Source organism: Amycolatopsis bullii, assembly GCF_014654205.1.
Taxonomy (GTDB): domain Bacteria; phylum Actinomycetota; class Actinomycetes; order Mycobacteriales; family Pseudonocardiaceae; genus Amycolatopsis; species Amycolatopsis plumensis.
The window spans coordinates 18,622-30,714 of the sequence record NZ_BNAW01000009.1 but is presented as its reverse complement, the minus strand read 5'-3'; the positions used below and the strand labels follow the sequence as shown (position 1 = coordinate 30,714).

The following is a 12,093-nucleotide window of genomic DNA, read 5'->3' as shown; positions in this document are numbered from 1 at the left end:
AAAAAGGGACGAGCCCGTGGAAGGCTCGTCCCTTTTCGACGGCGTGCGGGGCTACCCGTCGAGGACGACCGCGACGATGCCGGCGAGGTGGGCGAGCCGGGCGACCTCGGCGGCGCGGAAGTTCGGGCCGCCGGGACGGGCGACGAGCAGCGCCTTGCCCGGCTTGCCGAGCGGGGTCGCGGCGAGCTCGGTGCCGAGCTCCTTCCACGTCTCCGGGATCCAGGCCTCCTCGCTGTCGAGAACCGTCGCGCGTTCGAGCGGCAGCCACGGCAGGTCGGTGATCGGGGTTTCCGGGGCGGCGCTGGACGAGGCCAGCCGGACCGCGCCCGTCTCCGAATGTTCGACGATCATCGCCCAGCCGGCGCGCACGATCCGGGGGACACCCTCGGCGAGGATGTCGAGGCCGGACTTCGGCTGCGCGGCGATCTCCTCGACGAGCTCGAGCTCGCGATGCGTGTCCAGGACGCCCGCGTAGGGACGGACCGCGTCCACTTCGACGCCCTCGACGCTCTCCGCCGCCGTGATCAGCGCGTCGGGCAAGCGGCCCGACGGAAGTTCGACCACCAGGTCGTCGACGGCGACTCCGCTGCCGCGCTCGACGACGTCCACGCTGAGGATGTCGGCGCCTACCGTGCCGAGCGCCGTGGCCACCGCGCCGAGGGTCCCCGGGCTGTCCGGAAGGAGGACCCGGATCAGGAACGACACCACGCGCCCCTCTCACCTCTGGCGTCCCAGCCTTGCCGTGGGACGCTCGATGCCGGTCGCCGATTGTGACAGACCTACTCGGCTCGCGGGACCTGCTGTCCGCCGGGCGGGATGTGAGCGTCGCCGGACGGCAGCCTGCCTGCGCCGGGCGTAACCCAGTCGAGTCCGCCCGCGCCGCCACCATAGACTTGCAGCTTCCGAGACAACCCGCACAGCACAACCCGGGAGTCACCCGCGTGCCCAACATTTCCCGAGACGAGGTCGCGCACCTCGCGAAGCTGGCCAGGCTGGCCGTGACCGACGACGAAATCGACGTCTTCGCCGGCCAGCTCGACCAGATCCTGGACTCGGTGGCCAAGGTGAGCGAGGTCGCCGCCGCCGACGTACCGCCCACGTCGCACGCCGTGCCGCTGACGAACGTCTTCCGACAGGACGTGGTCGTCCCCGGGCTCACGCAGCAACAGGCGCTGGCCGGTGCGCCGGCCGCCGAAGAGGGCCGTTTCCGGGTGCCGCGGATTCTGGGGGAAGAGCAGTGACCGAGCTCATCAAGCTGACCGCCGCGGAGCTGGCGGACAAGATCCACTCGCGCGAGGTGTCCGCGGTCGAGGTCACGCAGGCCCACCTGGACCGGATCGCCGAGGTCGACGACCACATCCATGCGTTCCTGCACGTCGACACCGAGGGCGCGCTGGCCGCGGCCAAGAAGGTCGACGAGGGCATCGCCGAAGGCAACGCGCCTGCATCGCCGCTGGCCGGTGTCCCGCTCGCGCTCAAGGACGTCCTGACCACCGAAGGCGTGCCGACCACCTGTGGTTCGAAAACGCTCGAAGGCTGGCTGCCGCCGTACGACGCGACTGTGACGCGCAAGCTGCGCGAGGCCGGTGTCGTCATCCTCGGCAAGACGAACATGGACGAGTTCGCCATGGGGTCGTCGACCGAGAACTCCGCGTACGGGCCCACGCACAACCCGTGGGACCACGCCCGCATCCCGGGCGGGTCGGGCGGTGGCTCGTCGGCGTCGATCGCGGCGTTCGAGGCCGCCATCGCGATCGGCACCGACACCGGCGGGTCGATCCGGCAGCCCGGGTCGGTCACCGGGACCGTCGGGGTCAAGCCGACCTACGGCGGGGTGTCGCGGTACGGCCTGGTCGCTTTTTCGTCCTCGCTCGACCAGGCCGGGCCCTGCGCGCGGACGGTGCTCGACGCCGCCCTGCTGCACGAGGTCATCGCCGGGTACGACCCGCGGGACTCGACGTCCATCGACGCGCCGGTGCCGCCGGTCGTCGCTGCGGCGCGCGAGGGCGCGAACGGTGACCTGAAGGGCGTCAAGGTCGGCGTCGTGAAGGAGTTCGGCGGCGACGGCTACCAGCCGGGCGTGCTGCGGTCGTTCCAGGCCGCGGTCGAGCAGCTGCGCGCGCTCGGGGCCGAGGTCGTCGAGGTCTCTTGTCCGCATTTCGTCTACGCGCTGCCCGCGTACTACCTGATCGCCCCGAGCGAGTGCTCGTCGAACCTCGCGAGGTTCGACGCCATGCGCTACGGCCTGCGCGTCGCCGACGACGGCACGCACAGCGCCGAAGAGGTCATGTCGCTCACTCGCGAGAAGGGCTTCGGCGCCGAGGTCAAGCGGCGGATCATGCTGGGCACCTACGCGTTGTCGTCCGGCTACTACGACGCCTACTACGGCTCGGCGCAGAAGGTGCGCACGCTCATCACGCGTGACTTCGACGCCGCCTTCGAGCAGGTCGATGTCCTCGTTTCGCCCACGACGCCGACCACGGCGTTCAAGATCGGCGAGCGCGTCGACGACCCGATGGCGATGTACCTCGCCGACCTGTGCACGATCCCGTCGAACCTGGCCGGCAACGCCGCGATGAGCGTGCCGAGCGGGCTGTCCGACGAGGACGGCCTGCCCGTCGGGCTGCAGATCATGGCCCCGGCGCTCGCCGACGACCGGCTCTACCGGGTCGGCGCCGCCTACGAGGCCGCCCGCGACGCCGCCGCCGGTGGGGCGCTCATCCACAAGGTCCCGGAGCTGGGAGGAACGAAGTGACTGCCGTGGCCGAGTTGATGGACTACGCCGACGTCGTCGAGCGGTTCGACCCGGTGCTCGGGCTCGAGGTCCACGTCGAGCTCAACACGAACACGAAGATGTTCTGCGGCTGCCCGAACGAGTTCGGCGGCGAGCCGAACACGAAGGTCTGCCCGACCTGCCTCGGCCTGCCCGGGGCGCTGCCGGCGGTCAACGGCAAGGCCGTCGAGGGGGCCATCCGGATCGGTCTCGCGCTGAACTGCGAGATCGCCGAGTGGTGCCGGTTCGCGCGGAAGAACTACTTCTACCCGGACATGCCGAAGAACTTCCAGACCTCGCAGTACGACGAGCCGATCGCCTTCAACGGCTACCTCGACGTCACGCTCGACGACGGCGAGGTCGTGCGCGTGGAGATCGAGCGCGCGCACATGGAGGAGGACACCGGCAAGTCGCTGCACGTCGGCGGCGCCACCGGGCGGATCCACGGTGCCGAACACTCGCTGCTCGACTACAACCGCGCCGGCGTGCCGTTGATCGAAATCGTGACGAAGCCGATCGAGGGCACCGGCGAGCGGGCGCCCGAGGTGGCGCGGGCCTACGTGAGTGCGCTGCGGGACCTGCTGCGCGCGCTCGACGTGTCCGACGTCCGGATGGACCAGGGCTCGCTGCGGTGCGACGCGAACGTCTCGCTGATGGCCAAGGACGCGACCGAGTTCGGCACCCGCACCGAGACGAAGAACGTCAACTCGCTGCGCAGCGTCGAGCGCGCCGTCCGCTACGAGATGACGCGGCAGGCGGCGATCCTCGCCGAGGGCGGTTCGATCAAGCAGGAGACGCGGCATTTCCAGGAGGCCGACGGCACCACGTCCTCGGGCCGGACGAAGGAGACCGCGGAGGACTACCGGTACTTCCCGGAGCCCGACCTGGTCCCGATCGCGCCGTCGCGCGAGTGGGTCGAGGAGCTGCGCGGGACGCTGCCGGAGATGCCGTCGGAGCGGCGGAAGCGGATCCAGCAGGAATGGTCGCTTTCCGACGAGGCCCTGCGTGACCTGCTGAACGTCGGCGCCGTCGACCTCGTCGCGGCCACCGTCGAGGCCGGCGCATCGCCGGACGACGCGCGTGGCTGGTGGGTCAACACCCTGGCCCAGGAGGCCAACGCCCGCGAGGTCGAGCTGGCCGAGCTGGCGATCACCCCGGCCCAGGTGGCCGAGGTGATCGGGCTAGTCACGTCCGGCGAACTGACGAACAAGCTGGCGAAGGAAGTCGTCCAGGGCGTGCTCGCCGGTGAGGGTGAGCCGCGGGAGGTCGTCGAGAAGCGCGGGCTGAAGGTCGTCTCGGACGACTCGGCGCTGCTCGCGGCGATCGACGAGGCCCTGGCGGCGCAGCCGGACGTCGCGGACAAGATCCGCGGCGGGAAGGTCGCCGCGGCGGGCGCCATCGTCGGCGCGGTCATGAAAGCGACCAAGGGGCAGGCCGACGCCAAGCGGGTGCGCGAACTGATCATCGAGCGCGTCGGTTCCTGACCGTTTTCATGACACAGCCGTTCTCCGTCAAAAGCGTCACCTGGCGCGAGTGGCTCGGCCTGGCGGCCGGGCTGCTCGCGCTGGGTTCGACGTTTCTGCCGTGGACCACGCTGACCGCCACCCGACCGGACATCGAGGGCATCCTCGCGCAGTTGCCCCACGGTGACGTCGTCCGCGACGCATGGCACTCGAGCTTCTTCGCCTGGTGCCCGCCGCTGCCGTTGCTGCTGGCCGGGCTGGTCGTGGTCGTTTTCGGGCGAATCCGGACCCTGCGCGTCAGCGGCCTGCCGCAGCTGTGGCTGGTGGTCGCCGCGGCGTCGCTGCTGCTGATGGCGCTGGGCTGGGCGACCCTGGACTGGGAGTTCGACGCCGACCAGCGCGGTATCTTCGAGGCCGCCGGGGTCGCCATCGAGCCCGGCCTCGGCCGGTACCTCGGGTTGTTCGCGGCACTGGTGTCCGGCGTTGCCTCTTTCCTGGACATGCGGGCGATGCGGGCCGAGAGCCGGCAGCCGCGGAAGACCCGCAGCAAAAGCAGCTGATCTTCGCGGCCACTTCGGTAAGAGTCCTGCCGCTGGAGAATTTCCGACCGGCTGCGCGAGTCGTCCGACCGGTGGATCGCAGCCGTTGACAACGTTGACATCGCGGTCGCCCGTTGCATGAGAAAGCGCTTTCTGGAACGGTCGGAGAGGTCAGCCCGGTCGTGGCGGCCGCCGTCCGCGGGTGCCCGGGCGGCGTGGATCGGCGTTGCTGGGGCGCCGGAGCCGTGGAGGGAGACCCGGGTTGGCTCAGGGAAAGCGCTTACGGGTGGCGGTCGTCGGGACCGGGGCCATCGCGGAAAGCCACCGGACCGCCTTCGAGGTCCACCACGAAGACGTCGACATCGTGGCCGCCGCCGACGTCGACGAGGCACGGGTCGCCGCGTTCTGCGCCGCGACCGACCACGCGAAGCCGTACCACGACCTGGGCACGCTGCTCGCCGAGCAGGAACCGGACCTCGTCTCGATCTGTACGCCGCCCAGCCTGCACGTCGAGCAGACGAAGAAGGCGCTCGAGAGCGGGGCCTGGGTCTGGTGTGAGAAGCCGCCGTGCCGGTCGCTCGCCGAGTACGACGAGATGACCGTCGCCGAGCGGGACGGCGGTCCGTACGCCGCCTTCGTCTACCAGCAGCGGTCCGGCTCGGCCACCGCGCACTTCCGTGAGCTGCTCGCCGGCGGGGAGCTGGGGCGCCCGCTCGTCGCGCACTGCCAGACCACCTGGTACCGCGATGCCGTCTACTACGCGGTGCCGTGGCGGGGACGCTGGGAGACCGAGGGTGGCGGCCCGGCCATGGGCCACGGCATCCACCAGATGGATCTGCTGCTCCACCTGCTCGGCGACTGGGCCGAGGTGCGGGCGATGACCGCTCGGCTCGTGCACGACGTCGAGACCGAGGACGTCTCCACCGCACTGGTCCGGTTCGAATCGGGCGCGCTCGCGACCGTCGTCAACAGCGTGCTCTCACCGGACGAGGTGAGCCGGATCCGGATCGACTGCGAGCGCGCCACCGCGGAGCTCACCCACCTCTACGGATACGGCGTCAAGGACTGGCGCTACACGCCGGCGCCGCACGTCGGCGGGGAGGCCGCCGAGCGGTGGCACACCCCGGCCGCCGACGTCGACAGCTCGCACGCCGCCGCGTTCGCGCCGGTCCTCGCCGCCTACCGGGCCGGGCGGCGGCCGCCGTGCAGCGGGGACGACGGGCGGCAGGTTCTCGAGTTCATCGCCGCGCTCTACAAGTCCGCGTCCACCGGGCTCGGCGTGCGCCGCGGGGAGATCGGGCCCGGCGACCCCTTCTACCGCTCCATGGCGGGCGACCAGGCAGGAGGCCGCGGATGAGCGCGACGATCACGGTGACCCACCGGCACGGCGAGCACGTGGCCGTCGAGGCGGGCGGCGTCCAGCTGATGCCCTATGTGTACAAACCCGACCCGGTGGCCTTCGAGTCGCGCAAGCCCTACGCCCACCCGCTGCGGACCCTCGGCGGCCGGCCCGTCAGCGGCTACCGGCCCGCCGACCACCGCTGGCACAAGGGCCTGCAGATGACCGCGAGCCACCTGTCCGGGCAGAACTTCTGGGGCGGGCACACCTACGTCCCCGGTGACTGGTACCAGGAGCTGCCCGACCGCATCGGCTCGATGCGGCACGACGAATTCACCGCCTTCACCGTCGAACGCGACCGGCTGAGCTTCACCGAGGGCCTCACCTGGGTCGCCAACGGCGGAGAGGAGTGGGCGCGGGAGCGGCGCGACATCGTCGTCCACTCCGTCGAACCGGAGCTGGGGTCCTGGGCGCTCGACTGGGGGATCGAGCTGACGAACATCCGCGACACCGCGCTCGTGTTCGGCAGCCCGACCACCGCGGGCCGCGAGCTGGCCGGGTACACCGGGCTGCACTGGCGGGGGCCCCGGGACTTCGGCGGTGGCCGCGTCCTCGGCCCCGGCGACCTCGAAGGCGAGGCCATGATGGGCACGCAGGCGCCGTGGCTCGCGTTCGTCGGCGAGCACGACGGCGTCGACGCGCATTCGACGCTCGTCTTCGCCCATGCGCCCGAGAACGACAAGGCGATCCACGAGTCGCATTGGTTCGTCCGGTCGGGGGACCAGCCCATGGTCGCCTTCTCGTGGGCGTTTTTCGACGAATTCGACCTGCCGCCGGGCGAGAGCTTCACCTACCGCTACCGGATCGTCGTCGCCGACGGGGTCTGGGACCGCGACCGGGTCGCCCGCTACCTCGACGGGCACGGCTGGTCATGAACGATTTTCCGCTACCGGGTGGCATCGGCGTCTCGCACCTGCGCGCCTACGACTGGGCGGCCGAGGACGGCGTCTGCGGGGGCAGTCCGCACGTCCACCTCGCCTGCACCGAGGCCTACGTCGTCACCGGGGGCCGGGGCGCGGTCCAGACTCTGAGCGGTGACGGCTACGCGGAGACGCCGCTGTCAGCCGGGGTCATCGCGTGGTTCGCGCCCGGCACCGTACACCGGATGGTGCAGGACGACGGCCTGCGCGTCACGGTCCTCATGCAGAACAGCGGGCTGCCGGAGGCCGGGGACGCCGTCTTCACGTTCCCGCCCGACGTGCTCGCCGACCCGGCCGCCTACGCCGAGGCCGCGGCGTTGCCGAAAACCGACCACGCCGCTCGGCAACGCCGTGACCTGGCCGTTCGCGGGTACCTGCCGCTGCGGGAGGCCCTGCGGGACGGCGATCCGGAACCGCTGCGGGCGTTCCACCGGGCGGCCGTCGCGCTCGTCGCGCCGAAGGTCGCAGAGTGGATACCGCGCTGGCAGGCCGGGGCGTTGCGGGCCGCCGAGCTGACCGGCGCCCATCTGAAGGCGCTCGCCGACGGCGACGGGAGCCACCTCGACCGGTCCGGCCTGCGGGTCGCGACGCCGTCGAACCCGGACGGCTACGGCATGTGCGGGCGCCGCACCGAATACGACATCCCGCTCGACCAGGAAGGCTTGCAGTGATGAACCAGTCCAGCATCGGAGTGCTGCTCAACGGGGTGACGGGCCGGATGGGCTACCGGCAGCACCTGCTCCGGTCGGTCCTGGCGATCCGCGAACAGGGCGGTGTCGCCCTGCCGGACGGCAGCCGCGTCCAGCTCGAGCCGATCCTCGCCGGGCGCAACGCCGCGAAGCTCAAGGACCTCGCCGACCGGCACGGCCTGACGGCGTGGACCACCGACACCGACTCCGCGCTGCAGGACGTCGAGATCTACTTCGACGCGCAGCTGACGTCCGCGCGGGAGCCGTCGGTGCGAGCGGCGATCGCGGCGGGCAAGCACATCTACGCCGAAAAGCCGCTCGCCGAGACGCTCCCGGCGGCGCTGGAGCTGGCCGGCCTCGCGCGGGACGCCGGGATCTGCCACGGCGTCGTGCACGACAAGCTGTTCCTGCCCGGGCTGCTCAAGCTGCGGCGGCTGGTCGACGGCGGGTTCTTCGGGCGGATCCTGTCGGTGCGCGGCGAGTTCGGCTATTGGGTGTTCGAGGGCGACTGGCAGGAGGCGCAGCGCCCGAGCTGGAACTACCGCGCCGAGGACGGCGGCGGGATCGTGCTCGACATGTTCTGCCACTGGAACTACGTGCTCGAGAACCTCTTCGGCCGCGTTTCGGCGGTGACGGCCAAGGCGGTGACGCACATCCCGCGCCGCTGGGACGAACAGGGCGAGGCGTACGCGGCGACGGCGGACGACGCCGCGTACGGCATCTTCGAGCTCGAGTCGGGGGTCATCGCGCAGATCAACTCGTCCTGGTCGACGCGGGTCTTCCGCGACGAGCTGGTCGAGTTCCAGGTCGACGGCACCGAAGGCAGCGCGGTCGCCGGGCTGCGGCGGTGCCGCGTCCAGCACCGCTCGGCGACGCCCAAGCCGGTCTGGAACCCGGACCTGCCGGCCACCGAACCCTTCCGCGACCAGTGGCAGGAAGTGCCGGACAACGCCGAGTTCGACAACGGCTTCAAGGCGCAGTGGGAGGAGTTCGTGCGTGACGTCGTCGCCGGGCGGCAGCACCGGTACGACTTCTTCTCGGCCGCCCGGGGGTTGCAGGTGGCGGAAGCCGGGCTGACGTCGTCCGCTGAAGGGCGGCGGGTGGAGCTGAAGCCACTGAGCTGACCGGCTGCCGGGGAGGCGGTGGGCCGGGGAGGCGGCGGGCCGCCCCGGCTCCGGTGGGCGATGGACGGCGGGTCTGGCCGCAGTCGGTTTCGGCGAGGGGGGCGCTCTGGCCAGTCGTCGTTTATCGGCGACGGGCGGTGCGGGTCTGCCGTGGTCGTTTGTCGGCGATGGCGGCGCGGGTCTGGCCGTGGTCGTTTATCGGCGACGGCGGCGCGACCTGAGTGCGGTCGATTGTCGGCGACCGCGGCGCGGGTCCGGTGTGGTCGTTTATCGGCGACAGGGGCGGTGCGGGTCCGGCCGTGGGTCGATTATCGGCGACAGACGGAAACGCGCAGGTCAGTCCTTGCCGTTGCCGCCGCCGGAGGTGGCCGGGGTGATCAGGACGACGCGGTCGTCGCTGGAGACCGGGGTGCCGCCATCCTTGTTGACCGTGCCCGCCACCGCCAGCTGGGGATTGATCATGCTCATGCCGGCCAGCCGCCCGTACGTCACCGGCGGCTTGCCGGTCTTCCCGTCGAGGCTGACCGTCGGCTTGCCGCTGATCGCGCCGTCCGGGCTCACCGGCAGGTTCTGCAGGTTGCCGGCCAGGGACGTGCCGACCGAGAGGGAGCCGTTGGCGTCGACGAAGTCGGCGCAGCCCGCGACGCCCGGCTTGTCCGTCCACGTCCACGCCGGCGTCGTCAGCGGCTGGCCGGGCTGGATCCGGTAGAGGGCGTCCTTGTCGGCGAGGCGGTCGGTGACCCAGACGCGGCCGCCGTCGGCCGACGCGCACACCCCGCCCGGCGCGTGCAGGCCGGCCGCCACCACGAGCGAGCCGTTCGGGTTGCCCGCCGCGGCCTTGCCGGACGTGTCGATCCGCAGCAGCTTCCCGGCGAGGGAGCTCGGGTTGGCCGCGGCGTTCGGGTCGCCCGCGTCGCCGGTCGCGACCAGGAGCGCGCCCCGGTTGTCCGTGCCGATCGTGCCGCGGTTGCCGGACGCGCCCTTCGGGATGCCGGTGAGCACCGGTTTGGGCGGCTGGCCCTGGGCGAACCGGACGACCCGGTTGTCGGTCGCGGTCGTGACGTAGGCGAAGACCAGCTGGTCCTCGACGTACGACGGCGACAGCGCGAGCCCGGTCAGGCCGCCGTCGCCGGCCGCCTGGACGTCGAGCTTCGCGAAGTCCGTCGCGTCCTTGCCTGCCGTCGCCAGCAGGACGCGACCGCTCTTGCGCTCGCCGGCCAGCGCGGTCGGCGTGGAGCCGTCACCCGGCAGGCCGGCCACCGCGGCGACGGTGTCCAGGCACGTCGCGATCACCGACGGGTCGAAGTCCTTGCAGCCCTGCGGCGGCGGCACGGGCGCGGCGGATTGGCCCGGGCGTGCCTGCTTGGGGTCGCTGCCGGAGTCCGCGCCGGGGCCCTGGACCTCGGGCGGCGACTCGGGGCTCGGGACGGGCGCGGGGCTGAACGTCTGGCCGGCCGCGGTGTCGTCGAACCGCGCGCACCCAGTAGGCAGCAGGACGCCGCAGGCCAAGATCGCCAGCAGGGCCGAGCGGTAGCGGGTGCGCATGATCCCCCAGCCTAGGGGCCGGTGCGTGAACCATGGGTGAGTACTCCTCGATTACGTTGGGGATCATGACGCTGACCGTGCTGGTGCCCGACGACGAGGGCATGACCGTGCTCGCCGAGGTCCCGCGGGTCCTGCCCGTGCGCTACCAGTGGGGCGAGCCGGTGCCGCCCGAGGCCGCGAAGGCCCAGGTGCTCATCCCCGGCAAGCACCCGCCGGGCGAGCAGCTGTGGCGCACGCTGCCGAACCTGAAGCTGATCCAGCTGCTGTCCGCCGGCGCCGAGGACTGGGTCGGCAAGGTGCCCGACGGCGTCCTGCTCTCCACCTGCCGCGGTGCGCACGGCGGGAGCACGGCCGAGTGGGTCGTCGCCGCGCTGCTGTCGATGTACCGGAAGCTGGACGTGTTCGCCGTGGCGCAGCGCGAAGGCCGCTGGGAGCGGCAGACGGCGGACACGCTGCAGGGCAAGCGCGTGCTCGTCGTCGGCGCCGGCGACCTCGGGCAGCACCTGCGGCGCCGGCTCGAGCCGTTCGACGCGCGCTGCACGATGGTCGGGATGACCGCGCGGGAGGGCGTGCACGGTGTGCGTGAGCTGCCCGGGCTGCTCGAGCTGCACGACGTCGTGGTGCTGATGGTGCCGCTGACGTCCCGCACGCGGGGGATGGTCGACGCGGAGTTCCTGGCCCGGATGCGCGACGGCGCGGTGCTGGTCAACGTCTCGCGCGGCGCTGTCGTGGACACCGACGCTCTTGTCGCCGAATTGACCACGGGCCGGTTGCGGGCGGCTCTCGACGTCACCGACCCCGAACCGCCGCCCGCCGGGCACCCGCTGTGGACGGTGCCCGGGCTGCTGCTGACGCCGCACGTCGGCGGGGCCGTCCGCGGGGTTCGTGGTCGTTCTTACGCCGTCGCCGCGGCCGAGATCGCCCGGTACGCCGGCGGCGAGCTGCCGGACAACCTGGTGCACGGCGAATACTGAGCTCGCCAGGCCCGCGGCGATCCCCTAACCTGCGCGGGTGAGCAGTGGAGACGACTTTTCGCAGCAGCCCACCAGCCTCCTGTCGGGCGTCGAGGACGATCGGTCGGACGACACGCCGCGCCAGGGCGGGCTGGGGCTGGGCCTGCTGATTCTGCGGCTGGCGCTCGGCGTGACCATGGGCGCGCACGGGCTGCAGCACCTGTTCGGCCTGTTCGGCGGGCCGGGCATCGGCGGGTTCGCGCGGGTGCTGGAGACGTTCGGCTACCACAAGCAGACGACGCTGCTGTCGTGGATCACCGGGGTCACCGAGGTCGGCGGCGGGGTGCTGGTGATCGTCGGGCTGTTCACGCCGCTGGCCGCGGCCGGGTTGCTCGGGGTGGCGGCCAACGCGGTGTACGCGAAGTTCCACGGCGGGTTCTTCGAGGGCTCGGGGCAGGGGTTCGAGTTCGAGCTGCTGCTGGGGCTCTCGGCGCTGAGCCTGCTGTTCACCGGCGCCGGGCCGATTTCGCTGGAGCGGAACACGCCCTGGCGGAAGCGGCCGTTGCCGCTGGGACTGGTGTCGCTGCTGCTCGCCGCCGCGGCGACCGTCGTGGTCATCGTCTTGACGCGGTAGCCGGGGGACGACTCGGCGGGGCGGCTCCGGCCTCCGCGACGCCGGAAAACTGTC

Annotated in this window: 12 protein-coding genes; 10 read left to right on the top strand and 2 right to left on the bottom strand. The window is 71.9% G+C overall.

Annotation, left to right across the window (positions count from 1 at the left end; translation table 11 throughout):
* Positions 1-51: 51 nt before the first annotated feature.
* Complete coding sequence (locus tag IE317_RS13760; RefSeq protein ID WP_043781008.1) at positions 52-705, bottom strand: amino acid-binding protein; 654 nt, start codon at positions 703-705, stop codon at positions 52-54.
* Positions 706-941: 236 nt separating this feature from the next.
* Between IE317_RS13760 and gatC the strand changes: the two genes are divergently transcribed.
* The 8 genes from gatC to IE317_RS13720 all read left to right on the top strand — a co-directional run bounded on the left by gatC (position 942) and on the right by IE317_RS13720 (position 8,907).
* Positions 942-1,241, top strand: a complete 300-nt coding sequence (gatC, locus tag IE317_RS13755; RefSeq protein ID WP_043780795.1) for an Asp-tRNA(Asn)/Glu-tRNA(Gln) amidotransferase subunit GatC — start codon at positions 942-944, stop codon at positions 1,239-1,241.
* A complete protein-coding gene (gene gatA / locus IE317_RS13750; protein WP_191309936.1) occupies positions 1,238-2,755 on the top strand; it encodes an Asp-tRNA(Asn)/Glu-tRNA(Gln) amidotransferase subunit GatA in 1,518 nt (505 codons plus the stop codon). The genes gatC and gatA overlap by 4 nt, the downstream gene beginning before the upstream one ends.
* Positions 2,752-4,257, top strand: coding sequence for an Asp-tRNA(Asn)/Glu-tRNA(Gln) amidotransferase subunit GatB (gatB, locus tag IE317_RS13745; RefSeq protein ID WP_191309935.1), 1,506 nt, complete (start codon positions 2,752-2,754; stop codon positions 4,255-4,257). Before gatA ends, gatB begins: the two co-directional genes overlap by 4 nt.
* 8 nt (positions 4,258-4,265) lie before the next feature.
* The gene (locus IE317_RS13740) at positions 4,266-4,796 is read left to right on the top strand and encodes a hypothetical protein (RefSeq protein WP_191309934.1); all 531 of its coding nucleotides are present in this window, start codon (positions 4,266-4,268) and stop codon (positions 4,794-4,796) included.
* Positions 4,797-5,061: 265 nt separating this feature from the next.
* Entirely contained in the window at positions 5,062-6,132 is a 1,071-nt protein-coding gene (locus IE317_RS13735; RefSeq protein ID WP_191309932.1) for a Gfo/Idh/MocA family protein, read from the top strand.
* The gene (locus IE317_RS13730; protein WP_191309930.1) at positions 6,129-7,049 is read left to right on the top strand and encodes a PmoA family protein; all 921 of its coding nucleotides are present in this window, start codon (positions 6,129-6,131) and stop codon (positions 7,047-7,049) included. Before IE317_RS13735 ends, IE317_RS13730 begins: the two co-directional genes overlap by 4 nt.
* Complete coding sequence (locus IE317_RS13725; protein ID WP_191309929.1) at positions 7,046-7,765, top strand: cupin domain-containing protein; 720 nt, start codon at positions 7,046-7,048, stop codon at positions 7,763-7,765. Before IE317_RS13730 ends, IE317_RS13725 begins: the two co-directional genes overlap by 4 nt.
* Positions 7,765-8,907, top strand: a complete 1,143-nt coding sequence (locus tag IE317_RS13720) for a Gfo/Idh/MocA family protein (RefSeq protein WP_191309927.1) — start codon at positions 7,765-7,767, stop codon at positions 8,905-8,907. Before IE317_RS13725 ends, IE317_RS13720 begins: the two co-directional genes overlap by 1 nt.
* A gap of 336 nt (positions 8,908-9,243) precedes the next feature.
* Here IE317_RS13720 and IE317_RS13715 read toward each other — a convergent pair whose 3' ends face one another.
* A complete protein-coding gene (locus IE317_RS13715; RefSeq protein ID WP_191309926.1) occupies positions 9,244-10,452 on the bottom strand; it encodes a PQQ-dependent sugar dehydrogenase in 1,209 nt (402 codons plus the stop codon).
* A gap of 65 nt (positions 10,453-10,517) precedes the next feature.
* Here IE317_RS13715 and IE317_RS13710 point away from each other — a divergent pair, with 65 nt between their 5' ends.
* Together IE317_RS13710 and IE317_RS13705 are read left to right on the top strand one after the other, a co-directional pair.
* Entirely contained in the window at positions 10,518-11,426 is a 909-nt protein-coding gene (locus IE317_RS13710; RefSeq protein WP_191309925.1) for a 2-hydroxyacid dehydrogenase, read from the top strand.
* Positions 11,427-11,463: 37 nt separating this feature from the next.
* A complete protein-coding gene (locus tag IE317_RS13705) occupies positions 11,464-12,039 on the top strand; it encodes a DoxX family membrane protein (protein ID WP_191309924.1) in 576 nt (191 codons plus the stop codon).
* Positions 12,040-12,093 lie beyond the last annotated feature (54 nt).

Excerpts from the sequence above, each read along its gene's own strand:
- IE317_RS13740 (WP_191309934.1), top strand. The coding sequence starts at position 4,266 with ATGACACAGCCGTTCTCCGTCAAAAGCGTCACCTGGCGCGAGTGGCTC.
- IE317_RS13730 (WP_191309930.1), top strand. The coding sequence starts at position 6,129 with ATGAGCGCGACGATCACGGTGACCCACCGGCACGGCGAGCACGTGGCC.
- IE317_RS13725 (WP_191309929.1), top strand. The coding sequence starts at position 7,046 with ATGAACGATTTTCCGCTACCGGGTGGCATCGGCGTCTCGCACCTGCGC.
- IE317_RS13720 (WP_191309927.1), top strand. The coding sequence starts at position 7,765 with ATGAACCAGTCCAGCATCGGAGTGCTGCTCAACGGGGTGACGGGCCGG.
- IE317_RS13715 (WP_191309926.1), bottom strand. The coding sequence starts at position 10,452 with ATGCGCACCCGCTACCGCTCGGCCCTGCTGGCGATCTTGGCCTGCGGC.
- IE317_RS13710 (WP_191309925.1), top strand. The coding sequence starts at position 10,518 with ATGACGCTGACCGTGCTGGTGCCCGACGACGAGGGCATGACCGTGCTC.